General features: G+C 64.5%; 19 protein-coding genes and 1 tRNA gene. 11 read left to right on the forward strand and 9 right to left on the reverse strand.

Features of this window, described 5'->3' with window-relative positions; all coding sequences use genetic code 11:
• Window positions 1-171 precede the first annotated feature (171 nt).
• Genes LDO41_RS07970 through LDO41_RS07990 form a run of 5 tightly spaced genes read left to right on the forward strand, consistent with a single transcriptional unit; the run spans window position 172 to window position 5,469 of the window.
• Window positions 172-1,293, forward strand: coding sequence for an LLM class flavin-dependent oxidoreductase (locus LDO41_RS07970; protein ID WP_223984470.1), 1,122 nt, complete (start codon window positions 172-174; stop codon window positions 1,291-1,293).
• A 52-nt stretch (window positions 1,294-1,345) separates the two neighbouring features.
• Window positions 1,346-2,353 carry an ABC transporter substrate-binding protein gene (locus LDO41_RS07975; protein ID WP_223984473.1) on the forward strand — a complete coding sequence of 336 codons (1,008 nt, stop codon included), beginning with the start codon at window positions 1,346-1,348 and terminating at the stop codon, window positions 2,351-2,353.
• A 48-nt stretch (window positions 2,354-2,401) separates the two neighbouring features.
• The gene (locus tag LDO41_RS07980; protein ID WP_223984475.1) at window positions 2,402-3,460 is read left to right on the forward strand and encodes an ABC transporter permease; all 1,059 of its coding nucleotides are present in this window, start codon (window positions 2,402-2,404) and stop codon (window positions 3,458-3,460) included.
• A complete protein-coding gene (locus LDO41_RS07985; protein ID WP_223984477.1) occupies window positions 3,454-4,284 on the forward strand; it encodes an ABC transporter ATP-binding protein in 831 nt (276 codons plus the stop codon). Before LDO41_RS07980 ends, LDO41_RS07985 begins: the two co-directional genes overlap by 7 nt.
• Window positions 4,285-4,308: 24 nt before the next feature.
• Window positions 4,309-5,469, forward strand: a complete 1,161-nt coding sequence (locus LDO41_RS07990; RefSeq protein WP_223984479.1) for a c-type cytochrome — start codon at window positions 4,309-4,311, stop codon at window positions 5,467-5,469.
• Window positions 5,470-5,495: 26 nt separating this feature from the next.
• Here LDO41_RS07990 and LDO41_RS07995 read toward each other — a convergent pair whose 3' ends face one another.
• The 4 genes from LDO41_RS07995 to LDO41_RS08010 all read right to left on the reverse strand — a co-directional run bounded on the left by LDO41_RS07995 (window position 5,496) and on the right by LDO41_RS08010 (window position 10,780).
• A complete protein-coding gene (locus LDO41_RS07995) occupies window positions 5,496-6,560 on the reverse strand; it encodes a porin (protein WP_223984481.1) in 1,065 nt (354 codons plus the stop codon).
• A 216-nt stretch (window positions 6,561-6,776) separates the two neighbouring features.
• Window positions 6,777-8,303, reverse strand: coding sequence for an amidase (locus LDO41_RS08000; RefSeq protein ID WP_223984483.1), 1,527 nt, complete (start codon window positions 8,301-8,303; stop codon window positions 6,777-6,779).
• A 58-nt stretch (window positions 8,304-8,361) separates the two neighbouring features.
• Entirely contained in the window at window positions 8,362-9,285 is a 924-nt protein-coding gene (locus LDO41_RS08005) for a Bug family tripartite tricarboxylate transporter substrate binding protein (RefSeq protein ID WP_223986832.1), read from the reverse strand.
• Between the two features lie 136 nt (window positions 9,286-9,421).
• A complete protein-coding gene (locus tag LDO41_RS08010; RefSeq protein WP_223984497.1) occupies window positions 9,422-10,780 on the reverse strand; it encodes a D-serine ammonia-lyase in 1,359 nt (452 codons plus the stop codon).
• A 113-nt stretch (window positions 10,781-10,893) separates the two neighbouring features.
• Between LDO41_RS08010 and LDO41_RS08015 the strand changes: the two genes are divergently transcribed.
• The 5 genes from LDO41_RS08015 to LDO41_RS08035 all read left to right on the forward strand — a co-directional run bounded on the left by LDO41_RS08015 (window position 10,894) and on the right by LDO41_RS08035 (window position 15,562).
• A complete protein-coding gene (locus LDO41_RS08015; protein ID WP_223984507.1) occupies window positions 10,894-11,859 on the forward strand; it encodes a LysR family transcriptional regulator in 966 nt (321 codons plus the stop codon).
• A 245-nt stretch (window positions 11,860-12,104) separates the two neighbouring features.
• Complete coding sequence (locus LDO41_RS08020; RefSeq protein ID WP_223984510.1) at window positions 12,105-13,115, forward strand: ABC transporter substrate-binding protein; 1,011 nt, start codon at window positions 12,105-12,107, stop codon at window positions 13,113-13,115.
• Between the two features lie 5 nt (window positions 13,116-13,120).
• Window positions 13,121-13,975 carry an ABC transporter permease gene (locus LDO41_RS08025; protein ID WP_223984512.1) on the forward strand — a complete coding sequence of 285 codons (855 nt, stop codon included), beginning with the start codon at window positions 13,121-13,123 and terminating at the stop codon, window positions 13,973-13,975.
• A gap of 3 nt (window positions 13,976-13,978) precedes the next feature.
• Window positions 13,979-14,800: an ABC transporter ATP-binding protein gene (locus tag LDO41_RS08030; RefSeq protein ID WP_223984515.1), complete on the forward strand. Its 822-nt coding sequence runs from the start codon at window positions 13,979-13,981 to the stop codon at window positions 14,798-14,800.
• Between the two features lie 42 nt (window positions 14,801-14,842).
• Complete coding sequence (locus LDO41_RS08035; protein WP_223984518.1) at window positions 14,843-15,562, forward strand: GntR family transcriptional regulator; 720 nt, start codon at window positions 14,843-14,845, stop codon at window positions 15,560-15,562.
• On the opposite strand, the gene LDO41_RS08040 is transcribed toward LDO41_RS08035, so the two are convergent.
• The 3 genes from LDO41_RS08040 to LDO41_RS08050 all read right to left on the reverse strand — a co-directional run bounded on the left by LDO41_RS08040 (window position 15,555) and on the right by LDO41_RS08050 (window position 17,557).
• Entirely contained in the window at window positions 15,555-16,310 is a 756-nt protein-coding gene (locus tag LDO41_RS08040) for an anti-sigma factor (protein ID WP_223984520.1), read from the reverse strand. The genes LDO41_RS08035 and LDO41_RS08040 overlap by 8 nt on opposite strands.
• A complete protein-coding gene (locus LDO41_RS08045; protein ID WP_318036279.1) occupies window positions 16,307-16,900 on the reverse strand; it encodes a sigma-70 family RNA polymerase sigma factor in 594 nt (197 codons plus the stop codon). The genes LDO41_RS08040 and LDO41_RS08045 overlap by 4 nt, the downstream gene beginning before the upstream one ends.
• A 102-nt stretch (window positions 16,901-17,002) precedes the next feature.
• Entirely contained in the window at window positions 17,003-17,557 is a 555-nt protein-coding gene (locus LDO41_RS08050; RefSeq protein ID WP_223984522.1) for a DUF3455 domain-containing protein, read from the reverse strand.
• A 206-nt stretch (window positions 17,558-17,763) separates the two neighbouring features.
• On the opposite strand from LDO41_RS08050, the gene LDO41_RS08055 reads away from it, so the two are divergent.
• The gene (locus LDO41_RS08055) at window positions 17,764-18,618 is read left to right on the forward strand and encodes a formate/nitrite transporter family protein (protein WP_223984524.1); all 855 of its coding nucleotides are present in this window, start codon (window positions 17,764-17,766) and stop codon (window positions 18,616-18,618) included.
• A 58-nt stretch (window positions 18,619-18,676) separates the two neighbouring features.
• On the opposite strand, the gene LDO41_RS08060 is transcribed toward LDO41_RS08055, so the two are convergent.
• Both LDO41_RS08060 and rpoD read right to left on the reverse strand, forming a co-directional pair.
• Window positions 18,677-18,755, reverse strand: a tRNA-Ile gene (locus LDO41_RS08060).
• Window positions 18,756-18,765: 10 nt separating this feature from the next.
• A complete protein-coding gene (gene rpoD / locus LDO41_RS08065; RefSeq protein WP_417291720.1) occupies window positions 18,766-21,240 on the reverse strand; it encodes an RNA polymerase sigma factor RpoD in 2,475 nt (824 codons plus the stop codon).
• Window positions 21,241-21,450 lie beyond the last annotated feature (210 nt).

Genomic DNA, 21,450 nt, shown 5'->3' on the forward strand with positions numbered 1-21,450 from the left:
CTACCGTGCCGTCCCCAGCACCGAAACGATGGAGTTCGCATAACGATGCGCAGCGCCTGCGCATAAGCATGATCGTCTTTCGCACATAAGCACGCGCATTTTTATTCGTTTTGCCGCGACGCGTCATGACGTACGTTTTTGGTCAGTTCGCATTCCCCTCAGGAGAACAAGATGAGCGTGGCACCGGGCGCACGACGTGGCGTCAACTTTATCGGCATGATCCAAAGTCAGAAGCAGTCGGAGATCCATCCGCCCAATCCGGATGGTCCCGTCGTCGATCGCGACTACGTGCGCGCATTCGCGCAGGCCCACGAGCAGGCCGGCTTTGACCGCGTCCTCGTGCCGCATCATTCCACCGGGCCTTCCGCCACGCTCACGATCGCGTATGCGGCCACGCAGACCGAGCGCGTCCATTACATGCTCGCGCATCGCCCGGGCTTTACATCGCCGACGCTGGCCGCGCGCCAGATCGCAACGCTCGATCAGTTCAGCGGCGGCCGTCTTGGCGTCCACTTTATCTCGGGCGGCTCCGACGACGAGCAGCAGCGCGATGGCGACTATCTCAACCACGACGAGCGTTACGCGCGCACCGACGAATACCTCGGCATCCTGCGTCGCATCTGGACCGAGAACAAGCCGTTCGATCACGAAGGCAAGTACTACCGCTTCCGCAACGGCTTCTCCGAAGTCAAGCCCGCGCAGAAGCCGCATGTACCGATCTTCTTCGGCGGCGCGTCCGACGCCGCGATTCCTGTGGCGGGCAAGCATGCCGACGTCTACGCGCTATGGGGGGAATCGCTCGATCAGGTGCGCGAACTGACCGCACGCGTGCGCGCCGAGGCGGCGCTGCATGGCCGTGACGTGCAGTTCTCGATCTCGTTCCGTCCGGTGCTGGCCGATACCGAAGCCAAGGCGTGGGCACGCGCCGAGCAGATTCTCGAACGCACGCGCGAACTGCGTGTGCAGGCCGGCTACAGCCGTGGCGGTCCGCAGCAGAGCGAAGGCGCGCGCCGCCTGCTCGCGGCGGCCGAACGTGGCGATCGCGTCGATCAATGCCTGTGGACCGCGATTGCGCGCGAGACCGGTGGTCGCTCGAACTCGACCGGCCTCGTTGGCACGCCCGAGCAGGTTGCGGACGCGCTGCTCGCGTACTACGACCTTGGCGTCACCACGTTCCTGATTCGCGGCTTCGATCCGCTCGAGGATGTGCTCGACTACGGCCGCGAGCTGATTCCGCGCGTGCGCGAGCTGGTGGCGCAGCGCGAAGCCGGCAACGTACAGAAGGCAGCCTGACGCGCAGCCTATCCATTCACAAAGCAACAAATCCATAACGGGGAGTGAAATCATGAGCCAGAGCCATCCTGCCGATGGGCGCCGACGCGTGCTGCGCGCGGCCGGTGCCGCCGCCATCGCGGCCCCCGCGCTGATTCTGGGCCGCAAGGCCTGGTCGGCGCCGCGCAAGCTGACGTTCGCATGGAATCAGAACTCGTTCTGCCTGACGCCGATCGTCGCGGCGCAGGAACGTGGCTTCTTCGAGAAGAACGGGCTGCAGGTGGATCTGATCAACTACAGCGGCTCCACCGACCAGTTGCTCGAGTCGATCGCTACCGGCAAGGCCGACGCCGCCGTCGGCATGATCCACCGCTGGCTCAAGCCACTCGAGGCGGGCTTCGACGTCAAGATCATCGGTAGCTCGCATGGCGGCTGCGTGCGGCTGGTGGGCGCCAAGGCAGCGGGTGTGACGAACCTGCAGGCCCTGAAAGGCAAGACTGTCGGCGTGAGCGATCTCGCCGCACCGGGCAAGCACTTCTTCACGATCCTGCTGGCGAAGAACGGCATCGATCCCGATCGCGATATCACGTGGCGTCAGTATCCGGCGGACCTGCTCGGTGTGGCCGTCGACAAGGGCGAGATTCAGGCGATTGCCGATGGCGACCCGAATCTGTATCTGCTCGAGAAGCGCACCAACGGTGCGTACGTGGAACTGGCCACCAACCTCACCGGTGAATACCAGAGCAAGGTGTGCTGCGTGATCGGCGCGCGCGGCGAACTCGTGCGCAACGATCGCCCCGCAGCGGCGGCGCTCGCGCGTTCGATCGTGCAGGCCACCGACTTCGTCAACGAGAACCCGAATGAAGCGGCCAAGATCTTTGCGAAGTACTCGCCAAAGATCGACCTGGCCGATCTGCGCAAGCTCTACTCCACGCTGACCTACAACCATCATCCGACCGGCGCGGATCTGCAGGAAGAGATCGCGTTCTTTGCGCAGGACTTCCAGCGCATCGGCGTGCTCAAGAAATCCACCGATACCAAACGCCTGGCGCAGCATGTCTACGCCAACGTACTTGGATAACTGCAGGGATAACTGCGGGGATAACACCACACCGCGAAGGGGATGACGATGACAACAAGCCAACCGGCACTGCAGCCTTCGCTCGCGCCGCCGCTGGCCCGCGTGCGCGGACTGGCGCGCGTGTGGAAGACCGGCCTGGCGGCCGCCACCACATGGGCCGCGTTCGGCCTGCTGACGTGGCAGTGGCCCAACCGCGTGGTGGGCTTCAGCGACTGGGCGTACACCGACGAACTTGGCGTTGCGGCGCTCGTTGTGGCGGCGTTGATTGCGCTGGTCGCGGTGTTTGGTACCACGGGAAGCCACCCTACCACGCGCAATGCGCGTAACACGCCGCAGCGTGCGGTGGCCGCGCTGCATATCGCCGGGCCATGGCTGATTGCCGTGCCCGTCGTACTGGCCGCCTGGGAAATCCTGACCGCCAAGACCGCCAGCCTGCCGACGCCATTCTTCGCGCCGCCGCAGGCATTGATCGAGGTGTATATCGACGACTGGCGTCGGCTTGGTGACAGCGTGGTCAATACGCTGCGCCTGCTCGCGCTCGGCGTGGCCTGGGGCGGCGTGATCGGCTTTCTGGTCGGTGTGTCGATCGGATGGTCGCGCCTGATCGGCTACTGGGTGCATCCGGTGCTGCGTGTGCTCGGCCCGTTGCCATCTACTGCGCTGCTACCGCTCACGTTCTACTTTTTCCCATCGAGCTACTCGGCTGCGGTGTTTCTGATCGCATTGGCCACTGCGTTTCCGGTAGCGGTGCTGACGTGGTCCGGCGTGGCCAGTGTCAACAAGAGCTACTACGACGTGGCGCGCACGCTGGGCGCATCTGGCTGGTTCCTCGTGTTGCGCGTGGCGATTCCCGCAGCATTGCCGCAAGTGTTTGTCGGGCTGTTCATGGGGCTGGGCGCATCGTTCTCGGTGCTCGTCACCGCGGAGATGATGGGCGTGAAGTCGGGGCTCGGGTGGTATCTGACGTGGGCGCAGGGCTGGGCCTCGTACGTCAACATGTATGCGGCGCTGATCGTCATGGCGCTGCTGTTCTCGGGCGTCATCACATTGCTGTTCGTCGTGCGCGACCGCGCGCTGTCGTGGCAGAAAGGCACGGTCAAATGGTAGCCATCGCGGCAACATCGACTCAGCCAGCAAACGCTGGCAGCGGCCACCAAGCCACACCCGATGGCAACGTCGGCGCGCAGATCGACATTCGTCACGTCAGCCATGCGTTTGGCGACGGTGCCGCACGCCTGCCCGTACTCGAAGGCGTGAACCTGTCGGTGGCGCCCGGCGAATTCGTCGCGTTACTGGGACCCAGCGGCTGCGGCAAGTCGACCTTGCTGCGGCTCGTGGCCGGACTCGAAACACCGGCCGAGGGCGAGATCCTCCAGGATGGCACGCCGATCACCGCGCCCGATCCATCACGCATCGTGGTGTTTCAGGATCCGACGCTGTATCCGTGGCGCCGTGTGTGGGACAACGTTGCGCTTGGCCTGCAGGCGCGCGGCATCATCAAGCAACAACGGCATCGTGTCGATGCCGCGCTGAAGCGCGTGGGGCTCGAAGCGTTCGATCGCGCGTTTCCGCATCAACTGTCGGGCGGCATGGCGCAGCGCGTGGCGCTGGCGCGCGCGCTCGTCAACGATCCGCGCCTGCTCGTGCTCGACGAACCGCTCGGCAAGTTGGACTCGCTCACGCGCCTCGCGATGCAGAGCGAGCTCGTGGAACTGTGGCAACGCTCGGGATTCTCGGCATTGCTGGTCACCCACGATGTGGAAGAGGCCTTGTTCCTGGCGCAACGCGTGATCGTGTTCAGCCAACGTCCCGCGCGCATCACCGCCGAGATCAAGGTGGACCTGCCCTACCCGCGCCATCGCGGTGACCCTAAGCTGACCGAACTGCGCCACGAGGCGCTACGCCATCTGGGACTCGATGCCAGCTGGTAACAGGCGGCAAGCGGCGGTGGCACGATGAATGCCCCGCCACCGCAATACTGGCTCAATGCCCTGCTGATCGGCATCGAACACGCGCAGCTCTTTCTGCTGCGCGTGTGGCATGCGCTCGGGTTGACCGGCGACAGTCACGGCCAGCCCGCATGGCCGTGGGCACAGCGCATCGTTGGCGAGACACTGCTGATCGATCTCGGCCTTGCGCGGCAACTGCTATGGTGCGTAGCGGCGATGGTGTTTGCACTGCTGGCCGTGTTGGTGGCCATTCTGTGGAAACGCCGCCGTCTGCCCGTGCTCGCGGTCGGCGCGCTCGCACTGGTAGTGGCGCCATGGCCCGCGTCATCGCTGCTGTTTGGCCCGGCCGTGCCCACAAGCTTCCATGCAAGTCCCACGCATTTCTCGGTGGATGCCATCGTCCGTGGCCAGCAGCTCTATACCGCGCACTGCGTCGCGTGCCATGGCGCCGATGGTCGCGGTGAAGGGCCGCTCGCGCCGACCCTCTCGCGCTGGCCGCCGACCATCGTCAGTCCATTGCTCGGCCGCCGCGCGGACGGCGAGATGTTCTGGCATGTGCTCGATGGCATGCGCGACAAGCAAGGCGCTATCACCATGCCAGCATTCGCGGGCGAGCTCGACGACGATGACGCATGGGCGGTACTCGACTATATGCGCGTGCTCTCTGCCGGCACCGGTGCCACCGTGTTCGGCAGCTGGCCAGTGCCGCTGCGACTGCCCGATCTGTCGGTGCAGTGCGGTAACAACCCGCCGCAAACGCTCGCGAGATGGCGCGGCTCGCAACGTGTACGCGTGGCGCTGGCCGATGGCAAACCGGAGACGCTGCCGCTTGAAGACCCACGCTTCCAGACGCTCGTGGTGACGCGCGACGCGCAACCGCTGCGCAATGTCCCGCAGTTTCGCGCGGCATGCATCGCGGTATCACCGGGCGCGTGGCAGGTCTTCACGCGGATCGCCGGCCTCGACGACACACAGCAACGTCGCGTGATTGGCACCACGCTGCTCGCCGATCGCCAGGGCTGGCTGCGCGCACGCGGCGCGCCCGGCGAGGATGCGGAACTGCTGTGCAAGGTTGGCAACGTGGCAGCGAAGCAGGATCTGACGGCGCTGGTACTGGAGATGGACCGCGAGCCGGTGCAATTCGTGAAGGGCGGCTTCGTGCATTGAGCGCGGGGCTGGCACTCAACCGGCGTTCAGAACCGGTGACGAATGCCCACTGTCACCGCGGTCTGATTCTCGTCCGGCACCGCCGTCCCAATACCCCCGACGCCAAGACTCGAGTTGCCGCGATTGCGCGCGAATGCCACCTTCGTATAAACGTCGGTACGCTTCGAGAACGAGTAGTCCGCGCCCACGATCGCCAGCCACGGATCCTGATTGCCGTGCCGCTGATCGGTGTAGTACACCCCGCCCAGGAGCTGTAGCGCGCCGGTCAGGTTGTAGGTTGCACCGAGCCAGTAGAGGTTGGTGCGCAAACCCGTCGCCGTCGGACTATCCGCGCCCTGATCCTGCAACCAGCGGTAGCCACCAAACAGCTTGAGCTGCCCGAACGTGTAGTTGGCACCAGCAGCCAGTCGCTTGGCATTGCGCTGGCGCGTGGCCTCGGTGTTGCCCTGGTACTGGTCGTACGCCACGCCCAGTTGCAGATTGCCGATGTTGTAGCCAAGGCCACCGCCGACATCGCGCGACGTCTCGGGCGAGCCCGGCACCTCGCCGTCATTGTTGCGGCCAAAGCTGTAATAGCCGATCGCCGTCAGCCCACCGAAGTGCCCGGTGTACTTGACCATATTGTCGGCGCGCCCGTTGAATGCGGCATCCACCGAAACCAGTGAATAGCGCGCGGGCACCCCGAACGGATCGAACGCGGCGAACATGTCGTAGATCGCGGTCTGCTGGCGCCCCAGCGTAAGCGCGCCATACGGGTTCTGCAGGCCAACATAGGCCATGCGTCCGAACAGGCGATTGCCCTGCGCCGACAGGCCGTTGTCGAGCGTAAAGCCGCTCTCGAGCGTGAACAATGCCCGCATCCCGCCGCCCAGATCTTCCACCCCCCGCAGGCCCCAGCGATTCGACGACATATTGTCCGAGGCGACGCGTACGGCGGTCCCGCCATTGCCGCCCGGTGAATGCGTAACCGCCTCCACGCTGCCATCGACAATGCCGTAGAGCGTGACACTGCTCGCAGTGGACTGGGCAAACGCGCTTGTTGCGGTGCACATAGCGCACGCGGCTGCGATTGGCAGGACGATGGTTTTCATTATCGTAATCCCCCTGGGCGCGATGCGGATCGGCGGGGACACCGAGCAAGGGCCCCATGCAATTCAAGCAGAATGCGTGGGAAAACGGAAAAGCTTTCGATAGCCGCGCATGCTGTCGCCAAAATCAGACGCGCGCGCATCGCAACAGGGTGCGATACGCGCGTGCTGTGCACCGGTGAAAAGCAATTCCCGGGCGTAGCGCCTACACTCTATCGCCTACACCGCCGAGGCGTTGGTGCCCTGCCCCACACGCGCATCGAGCACCGGCGGCGCGGTGACGATCGAGGTCAGCGACGGCTCCACCGGCCCGAGCTTCGCAAGGTCCGGCAGCGGCCGCCGCAGTGCGGGCAGCACGGCAAACGCCTGCTCCATCGCGTGCGCGATACCAAGCGTTTCGCGATCCTGACGGAAGCCGCCAACGATCTGCAAGCCGAATGGCATGTCCGCATGATCGCGCCCGCACGGCAGCGACAGCGCCGGATGCGTGGTCAGCGTGACCACGTACGTCGGCGCCAGCCAGCGATAGTAGTTCTCCTGCCGCACGCCGTTGATCGACTCCGCGTAAAGCGAGGTCCACGGGAACGGTGATACCGGCGTGGTCGGCGACAGAATCACGTCGTAGTCGCGATACAGCCGTTGGAAACGCTGCAGGATGCGCGTCTGCTCGCTCTGCGCCCAGGCGCTGTCGACGAGCGACATGCGCGCGCCCATCTCGTAGTTGGCACGCGTGTTCGGTCCGAGCTTCGACGGATCGCGCTCGTACGCCTCGCGCATGCCCGCGACAAAGCTCTCCGCGCGCAGTACATCGAAGCACTTGTGCGCGTCGCCGAGGTCGATGCTGACCTCATCGCAACTGCGGAACAGGTGTCGCATCGCCGCGATCTTCTCGCGGAACACGCGACGGATGTCGTTGTCCACATCGCAGCAACCGAAGTCCTCGGTATAACCCACGCGCAGGCGGCCGAGATCCATCGGCATCGGCGTCAGGAACGACATCGGATCCAGTGCATACGTGAGCGGGTCAGAGGCTGACACGCCCGCCGATGCCGCCAGTTGCAGACATGCGTCGGCCACCGTGCGCCCCATCGGCCCGACCACCGAGATCGGCGTCCAGCCAAGCAGCTTGCGCGAGCTCGGCACGACCCCGGGCGACGGCCGGAAGCCCACCACGCCGCACTTGGCTGCCGGAATGCGCAACGAGCCGCCGGTATCCGAGCCCGTGCACACGGGCAACAGATCGGCCGCCAGCGCCGCCGCGGACCCGCCCGACGAGCCGCCCGCGTTCAGGCGCGGATCGAACGGATTGCCCGTGGCGCCCCACACATCGTTGCGCGAATTCGCGCCGGCACCCATCTCGGGAATATTGGTCTTGCCGGTGACAATCGCACCGGCCGCGCGCAGCCGCGCCACCAGCACGTTGTCTTCGGCAGGCACGTTGTCGCGATAGAGCGGCGAGCCATACGTCGTCAGCAGGCCGGCGGTCGCTTCCAGATCCTTCACGCCGAGCGGCAGCCCGTGCAGCAGGCCCAGCGGCGCGCCCGCGAGTACGTCGCGCTCCGCCGCCAGCGCTTCCTCCCGCGCACGGTCGAAGCACGTTGCCGTCACCGCGTTCAGAAACGGATTCACGGCTTCGATGCGCGCGATGCAGGCATCGAGCAGCTCCACCGGCGAGATCTCCTTGCTGCCGATCAGGCGGCGCAGTTCGACGGCAGAGCGTGATACCAGGCTGGCATCCGTGGTCATGTGGTTTGTCTCCATCAGTGGTTTGCAGGGTCAGTCAGCGGCTATCGGTCAGCGGCTATCACTCGGCGGTGATATTCGCACGCTGCGCGGTGGCGCGCATCAACGGCAGCTCGCGCGAGATCAGCGCGGACACCGCGGCGCCATCGGCATACGACGGTTCGAAGCCCGCGTCGAGCAGTTGCTTGCGCATATCGGCATCGGCCATCGATGCGGCCAGCGCGGCTTCGAGCTTCTTCTTCACGTCGGCGGGCAGACCACGCGGCGCGACCAGCGCGAGCCAGGTGTCCGCGTCGATGCCCGGGAAGCCTGCCTCGGCCACGGTCGGCACATTCGGCAGCAGCTGCGAGCGCTTCGCGGTCGTCACCGCAATCGCCTTGACCTTGCCCGCGCGCACTTGCGGCACTGCGGCCGCGACGGTATCGATCGTGTACGGGATCTGGCCGCCGATCAGATCGGTCATCGCGGGCGCGCTGCCCTTGTATGGCACGTGCAACAGCTTGATACCCGCGAGGTTGAACAACATTTCGCCTGCGAACTGCGCGGTGGTGCCCGCGCCGAACGTGCCGTACGTGTACTTGCCCGGCGCGGCCTTGGCGGCGGCTACGAGCTGCTTGAGGTCATGCACCGGAACATCTTTGTTCGCCAGCAGGATCAGACCCGTGCGACCGGTCAGGCCGATCGGCTCGAAGCTCTTCACCGGGTCGTACGGCAACTTCGCATGAATCGCGGGATTCACCGTGAACGTAGTGCCCGAGCTCAAGAACAACGTGTAGCCATCGGGCGCGGCCTTGGCCGCAAAACCTGCTCCAACAATCGTGCCCGCACCGGGACGGTTGTCGATGACCACCGACTGGCCAAGTTTCTCGCTAAGCTTCTTGCCGACCAGGCGGCCGATCACATCGGTCGCGCCACCGGGCGGGAACGGAATCACCAGCTGAATCGGCTTGGTGGGATACGCCTGTGCCAGCGCAGTGCCCGCCATCAGCGAGGTGCCACAAACAACGGCGCACGCAACAACACGGGCGATCTGGGCAAGGCTGCCCGGCGTGGGGGTACGAGTCATGGTGATTCTCCGCAAGGGTCGTGCAGGTTCTGGAATGTTGCCGGTGATCGATCGCTCAACCAGCCGGGGAAATATCGTCGTCGCCGCGCACTGCGATGGCCGCACCGCGTTCGGCGAACTCCGCATAGGCCTCGGGCGGCACGAACAACCCGCCCGTGGTCCACACGAGATGCGTGGCCTGCGGCAGTGCAGCGGTCAGGCCGGTCTCCGCGAGCCATGCCTGCCCCGCCGCGCTACGCGTCAGCATGCGCGGGCCGCTGAAGCCGGCGGCCGCGGAAGGTTCGATATGCATGCCTTCGCTCACGCGCAGGCGGTGCAGATCGAGGAACAAGGTTTCGTCGGCCACCGTGTAGCCACCCGCGAGAATCGGCGCCATCGCCGCGGCGGCAAGGTCCGACGCCCGCGGCACCGCGAGACCATCGGCCTCGGTGCGGTTGTCGAGGCCGTAGTCGTACACCGACTTGCCCGGTGCCAGCATCTCCACGAAGAAGCATGGGGACTGTGTAGGCTCGGCGAAGAACGCGTACACATGGGGGCCGTAGATCTGCCGCAGACCGAATGCGATACCGGCGGGCGCGCCACCGACGCCGCACGGCAGATACACGAACAGCGGATGCGCGGCATCGACGACGATGCCCTCGGCCTCGAACTGGTCGCGCAGATGCAGCGCGGCCGCGCTGTAGCCGAGCATCAGCGACAGCGAACGCTCGTCATCGACGAAGTAGCAGTACGCGTCCTGTTCCGCCTGGCGACGGCCCGCGGCCACGGCCTCGGCATAGTCTCCCGCGTGCTCCACCACGTTGACGCCGCGTGCGCGCAGCCGCGTCTTCTTCCATTCCTTGGCATCGGCCGACATATGCACGGTTGCGCGAAAACCCAACGCGGCCGCCATCACGCCGATGCTCAGACCCAGATTGCCGGTGGAGCCCACAGCCACCTCGTAGCGCGCGAACAGTTCGCGGGCGGGGGCTTGCGCCAGCACCGTGTAATCGCTCTGGCGCGTCACCAGGCCGTTCTCCAGCGCGAGCGTTTCGGCAAACTCGAGCACTTCATGAATACCGCCACGCGCCTTGATCGAACCGGCCACCGGCAGGCTGTGGTCGGCCTTGACCCACAGCGCGCCCTGTTCCGGCCCCAGGCCAAGCGCGCGCTGCATCGCGGGCACACGGTGCAAGCCCGACTCGATGCGGCCGCCGGTCTCTGCCAGTTCGGGAAACAGCTTCGCCAGCAGCGGCGCAAAGCGCAGGAAGCGATCCTGTGCCGCATTGGAATCAGCTAGACTAATGGCACGTCCGTCCACGACGGTCTCGACGCGTGCGGCATCGCTGCGGCCGTCATTGGTCCACAGCAGCGGCCGCGCGGCGCGCAAGTCGTTCAGCAGTGTTTGTTCTGGCGAAGTTGTCTCGGATGTCATAGGTCTTGTTCCGTCGGCCTGCGTCGTCAATCTGGTGTCGCGATGGATCTATTCTTGTCCCGATGGCACGGGTTCACAAACCATTTGTACTGATCCATGCATTAGTCTGACTAATGGCAAACGTACTTTCTGCCTCATTATTGGGCTGGCTGCGCTGTTTTGAGGCAGCCGCGCGCCACTGCAACTTCACGCAGGCTGCCGCCGAGCTCTGCGTGACGCAGGGCGCCGTCAGTCAGCAGGTGAAGCAGCTCGAACAATGGCTCGAACGGCCGCTGTTCCTGCGCACGCCGCGTACGCTTGTGCTGACGCCGGAAGGCGAGCGGCTGCGCTTCGTGCTGCGCGAGTCGTTTCAGGCGATCGAAGGCACGCTGACGCAACTGCGTCGCCCGCGCGAACGTGGCGCGGTGTCGCTGTCTTGTTCGCCTTCGTTCGCGATGGTGTGGCTAACGCCGCGGCTCGGCCATTTCTTCCGCCAGCATCCCGACATCGGCCTGCGCGTCTATGGCGAATTTCACGCGCTGGACCCGTCGCGCATGGCACGCGATGGCACCGAAGCCGCGATTCGCTTCGATCCCGGCGGCTATCAGGAGCTTGCGGCAACGATGTTCCTCGAGGAATGGCTGCTGCCCGTGGCCAGTCCGGCGTACCTCGCCGCGCATCCCGAGTTGCGCAGCCCATCGGGCCTGCGCCCCGGCATGCTGCTGCACGACGTGAGCCCGTGGGACGGCGCCGGTGAATTCGACGAATGGCAATGTTGGCTACGCTATGCCGGCGTCGAACTGGAACAGGCGGGCTACGGCGCCGCCAATCAGGGGCAGCGCTTCAACCTGTCGCAGTTAGCGGTCAATGCGGCGCTGGCCGGCCAGGGCGTAGCGATGGGCCGCTCCGCACTCGTGCTCGAGGAGATCGCGGCGGGACGTCTGATCGATCTGTTTGGCATCCACGCGCGCAGCAATGCGTCATATCACTTCGTCAGCACGCACGCGCAGGCCAGCCAGGTGGCCGAGGTGCAGACGTGGCTCGTGCGCGAGGGTGTGGACTTCCACGCCAACCGACGCCGCGTGCTCAAGATCGGTTAGCGCCGAAGCCATTGTGGTGCGCCGCGCGCACCGCAGTCGGGCGTGGATCGGCCGCCCCCGCGCCATCCCCGCCCCGCCTCTGCGTGTTCCCACACCACGACCGCTGGCGCATTTCCCTTGCATTTCAACGACTTCGTATCGATCGCGGCGCTTCGTGCCGCGTTGGTGCACCCCTTGGCACGTCCCTTGCAAATCTTGGATTCAAGAATGGATATTTCCCTCTCCTAACCTTCAAGGAAGCCTCGATGCCCAAGTCGCCCGTCTCTGCCACCCCCGCTTCCGTCACGCGTCGTCGCGTGCTCAAGGCCACCGGCGCCGCTGTGGTAACGCTGGCGGCACCGGCCATCGTGCGCGCGCAGGGGGCCACCAAGGTGCGCATTGGCTTCTGGCCGGTCGCATCGGGGCTGCCGTTTTATGCGGCCATCGAGAAGGGCTACTTCAAGGAAGCGGGTCTTGACGTCGAGCCGCTCAAATTTGCCAGCGCGCAGCAGGTCATCGAGGCGATTCTGTCAGGCCGCTGCGACGGCAGCGCCAGCGGCACCGCGTCGGCCGCGCTTGCGCTGGGCGAGATCGCGCAGCCGGGCCTGCTCAAGATTTTCTGCACCAACCCGACCAACGCCAAGTACGTGCTCGAGGAATTTATCGTCGCCAAGGACAGCCCGATCAAGACTGTGGCCGACCTCAAGGGCAAGCGCGTGGCGTGCGGCCCCGGCGTGCAGAACGTCACGCTGGCCAAGACCATGCTGGAGCGCGCGGGCGCGGGCAAGATGAGCGTGACCGAGTTGCCGATCGGCCAGCACGTGGCCGCACTCGCATCCGGGCAAATCGATGGCGTCTACACGCTCGAGCCCACTGGCACCGTCGGTCGCCTCAAGGGTCTCACGCGGACGATCGAAGCTGGCGTGGTGGCTCGCTACATCCTTGGCGATCCGATGGCGCCGTGGCACGGCGGTTCGGCCAGCCTCACGTCCGAATTCCTGAGCAAGAACAAGGATGCGGCCACGCGCTATATGACCGCCTATCGGCGTGGCGTGACCCTCGTCAAGCAATCGCCGCAGGAAGCGCGTCCGTACCTCAAGGGCTATACGGCCATCGAGGGCGACCTCACCGCCGAAGTGCCGATGTCCGACTACGTGTTCTACGACGAGTTCAAGGCCAGCGACGCGGCCTACTTCCAGAAGTTCTACGATCTGTTCTCCGAGAAGGGCATCTTCTCGCGCAAGGTCGACGTCAATTCGATGATCTACAAGGGGTAAGGATCATGCGCGAGATCTCGCATACCGATGCACCCGCCGCGGGCGCTGCTGTCGCGCCCGCGCGCTCGTGGGCGCCACCCGCCTCGCAGGATGCCGCGCCACGGCGCCCGTTCGCCGAGCGGCTGCTCCCGTTCGTGGGACCGCTCGCGCTGTTCATCGTGTGGGATGTGGTGGTGCGGATGGGCTGGATCAAGGCGATCCTGTTGCCGAGCCCGGTCGACACGCTCATCGCGCTCGCTACCGGCCTCGCCGGCGGCGCGTTGCTCACCGACTTCCTCGTCACGGTCTCGCGCACGCTGCAGGCGTTTGCCATCGCCGCGGTCATCGGCATGCCGCTCGGCGTACTGCTCGGCAGCAACGAGCGCGCGTATCGCAGCGTCGAGTTCCTGATCGACCTCTTCCGCTCGACGCCCTCCTCCGCACTGATTCCGCTGTTCCTGCTGATCTTCGGCGTGACCGATATCAACAAGATCGCCATCGCCGCATTCGGCGCGGTGCTGATCGTGGTGTTCAACAGCGCGTACGGCGTCATCAACGCGCGCAAGCAACGCGTGATGGCCGCGCGCGTAATGGGGGCTTCGCGCTGGCGCATCTTCCGCGATGTGCTGATCTGGGAAAGCCTGCAGCCAAGTTTCGTGGGCCTGCGTTCCGCGGTGTCGATGGCGCTGGTCATCGTGATCGTCGCGGAGATGTTCATCGGCTCCGAGAACGGCCTCGGCCACGCGATCATCGACGCGCAGCAGGTGCTCAACGTCAAGACCATGTACGCGGCCATTCTCGCGGCCGGTGCGCTGGGCTACGTCCTCAACATCGCGTTCATGCTGATCGAACGACGCATCGTCCACTGGAGCGGAAGATAAATCATGAATGCTGTCGTCACTCCCGCTCGCCATGCCGACGTGCCACCACCCGTGTTTCGACCGGGGCCGCCGGGCACGCACATCACCATCCGCGGTCTGACCAAATACTTTGCCGGCTGGCCGCTGTACGAGAACTTTGATCTCGATATTCCCAAGGGCAAGATCGTTTCGGTGTTCGGCCCCAACGGCTGCGGCAAAAGCACGCTGATCAATATGATCGCAGGCCTGATTCCGATCGATCGTGGCGAGATTCTGTTTGACGGTAAATCGCTCAAGGACACGCGCATCGGCTACGTGTTCCAGAACTATCGCGAGGCGATGTTCCCGTGGATGCGCACCATCGACAATATCGCCTACCCGCTGCTACTCGAGGGCCGCAGCAAGGCCGAGGTCGATCGCCGTGTGGCCGAGCTCGTGGCATCGTTCGACGTCAAGTTCGATCTGCATCGCTATCCGTACGAACTGTCCGGCGGCCAGCAGCAGACCGCGTCGATCATGCGCGCGCTCGCACCGCGTCCCGAGGTGCTGTTCCTCGACGAACCGTTCTCGGCACTCGACTTCGAGATGACGCTGTTTATTCGGGAAAAACTGCAGGAGGTATTTATGCAGACCGGCACTACGATGCTGCTGGTCTCGCACGACCTCGAAGAGGCGGTGTACCTGGCCGACCAGATCCTGTTGCTGACCAAGCGCCCGACGCGTGTCGCGGAAATTCTCGACTACACCGATGCACGCCCACGTACCGTGGAGACGCTATCGCAAGCGAGTTTCATCACGACCAAGAAGCAGAGTCTGGAGATCTTCCAGCGCGAGGTGCGGCGTTGAGCACGATGAGCGTACACTGATGCGACATTCCCCGAGTCAAACATGACGGAAGATCTCCTGGTGGCGGACGATGTGCGCACCTCGCGCGCGGACAGCGTGTATGCGCTGCTCAAGCGCGACATCGCCGACTTCCGCCTTATTCCCGGCGACCGCTTTACCGAAGCCGAAGTCTGCGAGCGCCTCGGCGTGTCCCGCACGCCAGTGCGGCAGGCGCTGTTCCGCCTCAAGCAGGAGGGTTTCGTCGACGTCAGCTTCCGTGCCGGGTGGCGTGTGCTGCCGTTCGACTTCAGCAAACTCGACGAGCTCTACGAGTTGCGCCAGTTGCTGGAAACCGAAGCCGTACGTCGCGTCTGCACCATGGATCGCGAGACCATGGACACCGCGCTCGCCGCACTCGCCGAGATCTGGCTGGTCGCGCCGGAACTGCGCCTGTCGGATCTGGCCCATGTCGGCGAACTCGACGAAGCGTTCCACTGCGCGTTGCTCGACGTTGCCGGCAATACGGAAATGGCGCGCGTGCATCGCGAAGTTACTGAACGCATCCGCATCGTGCGCCGCCTCGACTTCACACGTCAGGCGCGCGTGGATGCCACCTACGACGAGCACGCGGCGATCCTCCGCGCGATCCTCGCCCACCGCACCGACGAAGCCACGCGCCTGCTGCGTTCGCATATCGGCACCAGTCAGGCCGAAGTGCGCAAGATCACGCTGCACGAGGTGTATCTGGCGAAGAACCGCGCGCATGGTGGCGCGGCTAGCTGACCTTCAATGCGCGGCCGATATAAAGAATCGGCCCGGTAGGCCTGCCAATCGGCGAGCCCGTCGCCGGCTCCAGGGTGATCTCGAACAACTGGTTCGGTTGCAATGCAGGCAGTTTGTCGAACGGAATTTCCACGCGCTGTCCTGCCTGCACGAGTCCCAATGAAACCGGTCCGGCCCAGTCGTCACCCTTGGTCCAGAACTGCAACGCGCGATCGGGCGGCGCGGCTTGCGCGCCGAGCGGAATCAGCGTGATCCTGCGGTCTGTGCTCGCCTGGATCAGCCAGCCCGGTGTCTTGTCGCGCGGCTCCGCAAGCACCACCACATAGCGCGGCGCGGGCGGCGGCTGCATGATCTGCCGACCGAGCAGCACCGCAAGTACCACCGCACAGGCCGTCGCGCCCAGCGCAAACCCGCGCCATACGGGGAGTGCCAACCACCAGCGCGTCCGCCCCCGGTCGGCGCGCACTGGCGGCGGCACACGGTAGCCGACGCTCTCGGCAATTCGTGGCCATGTGGCGGGCGCCGGCTCTACCGGCGCCACCAGCGATGTCATCGGATGCAGGCGCGTCTCCCATGCCTGCACGCGCTCGGCAAGGCGCGTATCGGTCGCGAGGCGACGTTCCACGCCCTGCCGGCTCGCATGGGACAACGTGCCCAGCACGTACTCGGCGGCCAGACGATCGAGCTCGTCGTCGCCGCCACGATCGTCGGCATCTGGATGCGGCGGGGGTGTCGTGCTGGCTTTCATTGCATGCACTCCCTCAACGCCTGCAGGCCACGACGAATCCACGCCTTGACGCTGCCGAGTGGCGCACCGAGGCGCGCCGCGATTTCACTATGGGAACATCCATCCAGATACGCATACATCAGGCTCTCGCGCCGTGGTGCATCGAGGTGGTCGAGGCAGTCGTTCAGGCGGCCGAGCAGCACGCGCGTCTCGCCGGGATCGGCACGTCCGACCGACGCCGCCATCGAGGCTTCCGCATCGATCGCCTCGGCGGCATCCTCATCCGGTGTCACCAATCGCATGCGACTGCGCACCACATTGAGCGCTTCATGCCGGACGATGCTGAACAGCCAGCCCCGCGCGGCACCGCGCGCACCATCGTAGGTACTCGCCGCCGTCCAGATCTTCACGAACGCGTCGTGCAGCACGTCCTCCGCGGTCTGCCGATCGCGCACGATACGCAAGGCCACACCCAGCAGGTAAGGCGACGCATGATTGTAGAGACGGCGCAGCGCGTCCCCGTCGCGCGCCGCGCAGCCCGCGATCGCGCCCGCATAGTCAAAGACGTCTCTGACGAACACATCCTGCATGACGGACATCGAATCGTTCAAGGCAGCGCCTCCCGCGCAATGCGAGCCCTCCGGGGCAACTGCCCCGGATCGGATCTGCCGATGATCATATCGCGCCAACACGCGTTTGAAATGCGCGCGACGTCAGGAAGCGGCCGCCTTCCAGAACAGGTAGTCGGCCTGATACTCCACGGTCTGCTTCGCGCCGGCATTGGTGCCCGAGCACGGCGTACCGGGCGCGGCGCCGCCCTTGGTCGCCAAGCGCTGGATATAGGTGACGCCGGTCATGCTGCCGCTGCCCATCGCGGGATTGGCCTTGACGAGCTGATGCGGAATATTGCCCGCGCCCGCCGGTGAAACGGCGACTTGCGTGGCAGTGACTTTCGACCCATCGAGGGATTCCCAGGTGGCCGGTGGGCCATAGTATTTGCCGACAGTCTTGCCGCTGCGATCCATCAGCGTCGCCGTCGGTCCGACAAACGTCCATTCATGCACGTCGGTCGTGTTCGCCTTGAGCTTGCACTCGTACAACAACGTCCCCGCGCCTACCGTCTGCATGACCATGTTATGGCCAGCCGGCACGCGAACCGGTTCGGCCACCGTGCTGGGCTGCATGGCGGCACTGGTCATGGGCTTGTTCGTCGAACATGCGGCCAGTGCCGCGGTGCCCAGGACGGAAAGCAACAGCATTCGATTCATGACGAAGCTCCCTCGAAGTAGTTTTCCTGTCGCAACCATGGCGGTTGCATTAGCTCTACACACGAGCGCGCCATTCGGATGCAGCGGCGCAAAGAAAAACTTTTTTCAGCTTCGCAACCGCGGATGGGTACAACAAGGGGTCATCGCGAAGGGTACAGTTGGCCCGGTCTATGTTTTAAGGGTTTTCCCGTAGCGACGGGACTAAGATGATTCGCACGCAGCGCATGTTGCCGTTGCAGGAAGTCACCGCCCCCATGTATCAAGAAACCATCCAGAAGCTCGCCGATATGGGCGCGCACAAAGCGTCCACGGCAAGGCAGGCACCGTTCGCTTTTCTCATCGGTGCCATGATGGCCGGCGCCTATATCGGCTTTGGCGACATCGTCATGTTCTCGGTGTCCTCGCACGTCGATCCGGGTTACGCGCGACTGATCCAGGGGGCGGTGTTCTCGTTGGCACTGACGATCGTCATCTTCGCGGGCTCGGAGCTATTCACTTCCACCGCCATGGTGATGCCGCTCGCTCAACTACGCGGCCAGACCGACCTCCGCGACACCCTGCTCGTGTGGTCGATGAGTTGGATCGGCAACCTCCTCGGCGCCGCGCTACTCGCAGCACTCATCCACGCATCCGGCGGCGGCGTGATGCTCACCGACGGCGCCGACCTGTTCTTCAAGGTCGCGCACGCAAAGATGAGCGCCCCACCGCTGGAGCTGCTCGCCAAAGGCATCCTGTGCAACTGGCTGGTCTGCCTCGCGGTCTGGATGGTGGCAAGAACCTCGAGCGAAAGCACCAAGCTCGCGATGATCTTCTGGCCCATCTTCGCATTCGTGGCCGGCGGCTTCGAACACAGCGTCGCCAACATGTTCGTGTTCTCGCTCGCGCTGCTGGGCCCCCACCCCGAAAACATCACGCTGGCAGGCGCCATCCACAACGAAATCTTCGTCACGCTGGGCAACCTGATCGGCGGCAGCGTGTTCATGGCGCTGGGCTACTGGGTCCAGCAGAACGACAACGAAAGCCACGCGACAAAACCCGCTGGCAAACCCATCGTTCGATAGACGAAAAAAAGGGGCTGCGAGTGTTCACTCGCAGCCCCTTCTTGGTACCGCCGTAAGTTGGTGGGCCTCCCGTGAGTCGAACACGGCACCAACGGATTATGAGTCCGCTGCTCTAACCAGGCATGAGCTAGAGGCCCTTGAAAGGGCTTAGTTGCCTTCCAGGAAGCTCTTCAGCTTGTCCGAGCGGCTCGGGTGGCGCAGCTTGCGCAGTGCCTTGGCTTCGATCTGGCGGATCCGTTCACGCGTGACGTCGAACTGCTTGCCGACTTCTTCCAGCGTGTGATCGGTGCTCATTTCGATACCGAAGCGCATGCGCAGCACCTTGGCTTCGCGCGGTGTCAGCGAGTCCAGCACGTCCTTCACGACATCGCGCATGGAGCCATGCAGCGCCGCCTCGGCCGGGGCCAGCGTGTTGGTGTCCTCGATAAAGTCGCCCAGATGGGAGTCGTCGTCGTCACCGATCGGCGTTTCCATGGAGATCGGTTCCTTCGCGATCTTCATGATCTTGCGGATCTTGTCTTCCGGCATCTCCATCTTCTCGGCCAGCGTTGCCGGATCCGGCTCGTTGCCGGTTTCCTGCAGGATCTGACGCGAGATGCGATTCATCTTGTTGATCGTTTCGATCATGTGCACCGGAATACGGATGGTGCGCGCCTGATCGGCGATCGAACGCGTGATGGCCTGACGAATCCACCACGTGGCGTACGTGGAGAACTTGTAGCCGCGACGATATTCGAACTTGTCCACCGCCTTCATCAGGCCGATGTTGCCTTCCTGAATCAGGTCAAGGAATTGCAGACCGCGGTTCGTGTACTTCTTGGCGATCGAGATCACGAGACGCAGGTTGGCCTCGGTCATCTCGCGCTTCGCTTCACGCGCGCGCTTCTCGCCTTCCGACATCTTGCGGTTGACGTCCTTCAGTTCCTTCAGCGGCAGCACCACGCGGGCCTGCAGGTCGATCAGCTTCTGCTGCAGTTCGTGCACGGCCGGCACGTTGCGCTCGACGATCTGGCTGTAGCCCTTGTTGTCGGCCACGATGGTCTGGATCCAGTCCAGATTCGTCTCGTTGCCGGGGAAGCGCTGCACGAACTCCGAACGCGACATGCCGCACTTGTCGACCACGATGTTCAGAATCGCGCGCTCGAGCTTGCGGACCTCGTCCACCTGACCACGCAGCGTGTCGCACAGACGCTCGACGTTACGCGCGGTAAAGCGGATACCCATCAGTTCCTGCTGGATCGCTTCCTGCGCCTTCACGTACGGCTTGGACTTGTAGCCTTCCTTCTCGAACGCACGACGCATCTTGTCGAACTGGTCAGCGATCGTGTGGAATTTCTCCAGCGCGGCCACCTTGAGTTCTTCGAGCTGGCGCGCGGAGGCGGCGCCCGCATTGGCGGCGTCGTCTTCCTCGTCCTCTTCGCCGTCGGCTTCCTCGTCAGCCTCGATCTCCTCTTCCTCGGCAGCTGCCTGGGCGGCCGCGGCCGACTCCTGGACTTCCTCGGCGTTCGGGTCGATCAGGCCGTCGACGAATTCGTCGATCTTGATCTCGTCATTGCGCACGCGGTCGGCGTAGGCCAGGATCTCCGAGATCGTGACCGGGCACGCGGAAATGGCCATGACCATGTCCTTGAGGCCCGCTTCGATCCGCTTGGCGATCTCGATCTCACCCTCGCGCGTCAGCAGTTCCACGGTCCCCATCTCGCGCATGTACATGCGGACCGGGTCAGTGGTACGGCCGAATTCGGAGTCCACCGTCGAGAGCGCGGCTTCTGCTTCTTCCTCGGCTTCTTCCTCGCTCGTGGCGGACGGTGCGTTGTCGTTGAGCAGGAGCGTCTCGGCATCCGGCGCCTGTTCGTAGACGGCGATACCGATGTCGTTCAGCGTCGCGACCAGCGTGTCGATCGTCTCCGAATCGACCATGTCGTCCGGCAGGTGATCGTTGATTTCCGCGTAGGTCAGGTAGCCGCGCGACTTGCCCAGCTTGATCAGCGCCTTCAGTTTCTGGCGACGAAGCTCGAGTTCCTCCTCGGTACCCTGCTGGGTCGAGGCGAACTCCTTCAGCAGTGCCTTTTCCTTGGCCTTGCGGTCCTTGGCTTTCTGCTTTTCTGTCCTGGGTGCAGCTGTAGTCGTTGCTGCGGGCGTGTCGTTTTCAAGCTCTTCGGTCACGTCTTCAATAGTGCTGTCGTCTTGCTGCGCTTCGGCGGCCTTTGGTTTCCGGCCACGCTTCTTCGGCTCCGGCTTGATGGCCGGCGTCGCAGGGCGCTCCGATGCAGCGGGTGCGGGTGTCACGGCACGAGCCTGGGGCGCCGCGGCGGCCGCGCCTGAGGCGCTGCCCGTCCGCGTGCTGGCGCTGGCCGCACGCTTGCTCTCGACTTCGGTATTCTGCTGTTTCGCCACGGTGATACTCTTGCCTTTCACTGATGCAGCGGCGGTGAGGCCGCTAGTATTGGCGCTGCCGCTCTCGCGTGCCGAAGTCGAGGGCTTGATAATTTCGGATGTGCGAGCTCCGGCGGAAGTGGTGTCGGCGGGTGCGGAAGCACCACGCACGGACTTCGATGGCGCAGACCGGGCCTGTGTCGTCCTGACTGTCGCGGTCGATGTCTTCGCCGCCGTTGCTTTCACGGACGCCTTGCCGCTCCCGATTTGGGGAGCTTTGCTGGACCCCTTGCGTGCGGCGGTACCAGTGGTACCACCCGTGCTCAGGGTCTCATCGGTTGCTTTGGCCTTTGCCATTGGCACGCTCACTTTCGCCAGAACTGGAGAGAGATTTCGCAATCCAAACCGGGCATTGTAGCACGTCGCTACTCCCCGGCTTCCTGTCAGATATGGTTT

Origin of the sequence: Cupriavidus pampae (assembly GCF_914271485.1) — a bacterium.
Taxonomy (GTDB): Bacteria; Pseudomonadota; Gammaproteobacteria; order Burkholderiales; family Burkholderiaceae; genus Cupriavidus; species Cupriavidus pampae.

Coding starts and splice junctions, on each gene's coding strand:
- LDO41_RS07970 (WP_223984470.1), top strand. CDS start 172: ATGAGCGTGGCACCGGGCGCACGACGTGGCGTCAACTTTATCGGCATG.
- LDO41_RS07975 (WP_223984473.1), top strand. CDS start 1,346: ATGAGCCAGAGCCATCCTGCCGATGGGCGCCGACGCGTGCTGCGCGCG.
- LDO41_RS07980 (WP_223984475.1), top strand. CDS start 2,402: ATGACAACAAGCCAACCGGCACTGCAGCCTTCGCTCGCGCCGCCGCTG.
- LDO41_RS07985 (WP_223984477.1), top strand. CDS start 3,454: ATGGTAGCCATCGCGGCAACATCGACTCAGCCAGCAAACGCTGGCAGC.
- LDO41_RS07990 (WP_223984479.1), top strand. CDS start 4,309: ATGAATGCCCCGCCACCGCAATACTGGCTCAATGCCCTGCTGATCGGC.
- LDO41_RS07995 (WP_223984481.1), bottom strand. CDS start 6,560: ATGAAAACCATCGTCCTGCCAATCGCAGCCGCGTGCGCTATGTGCACC.
- LDO41_RS08000 (WP_223984483.1), bottom strand. CDS start 8,303: ATGACCACGGATGCCAGCCTGGTATCACGCTCTGCCGTCGAACTGCGC.
- LDO41_RS08005 (WP_223986832.1), bottom strand. CDS start 9,285: ATGGCGGGCACTGCGCTGGCACAGGCGTATCCCACCAAGCCGATTCAG.
- LDO41_RS08010 (WP_223984497.1), bottom strand. CDS start 10,780: ATGACATCCGAGACAACTTCGCCAGAACAAACACTGCTGAACGACTTG.
- LDO41_RS08015 (WP_223984507.1), top strand. CDS start 10,894: ATGGCAAACGTACTTTCTGCCTCATTATTGGGCTGGCTGCGCTGTTTT.
- LDO41_RS08020 (WP_223984510.1), top strand. CDS start 12,105: ATGCCCAAGTCGCCCGTCTCTGCCACCCCCGCTTCCGTCACGCGTCGT.
- LDO41_RS08025 (WP_223984512.1), top strand. CDS start 13,121: ATGCGCGAGATCTCGCATACCGATGCACCCGCCGCGGGCGCTGCTGTC.
- LDO41_RS08030 (WP_223984515.1), top strand. CDS start 13,979: ATGAATGCTGTCGTCACTCCCGCTCGCCATGCCGACGTGCCACCACCC.
- LDO41_RS08035 (WP_223984518.1), top strand. CDS start 14,843: ATGACGGAAGATCTCCTGGTGGCGGACGATGTGCGCACCTCGCGCGCG.
- LDO41_RS08040 (WP_223984520.1), bottom strand. CDS start 16,310: ATGAAAGCCAGCACGACACCCCCGCCGCATCCAGATGCCGACGATCGT.
- LDO41_RS08050 (WP_223984522.1), bottom strand. CDS start 17,557: ATGAATCGAATGCTGTTGCTTTCCGTCCTGGGCACCGCGGCACTGGCC.
- LDO41_RS08055 (WP_223984524.1), top strand. CDS start 17,764: ATGATTCGCACGCAGCGCATGTTGCCGTTGCAGGAAGTCACCGCCCCC.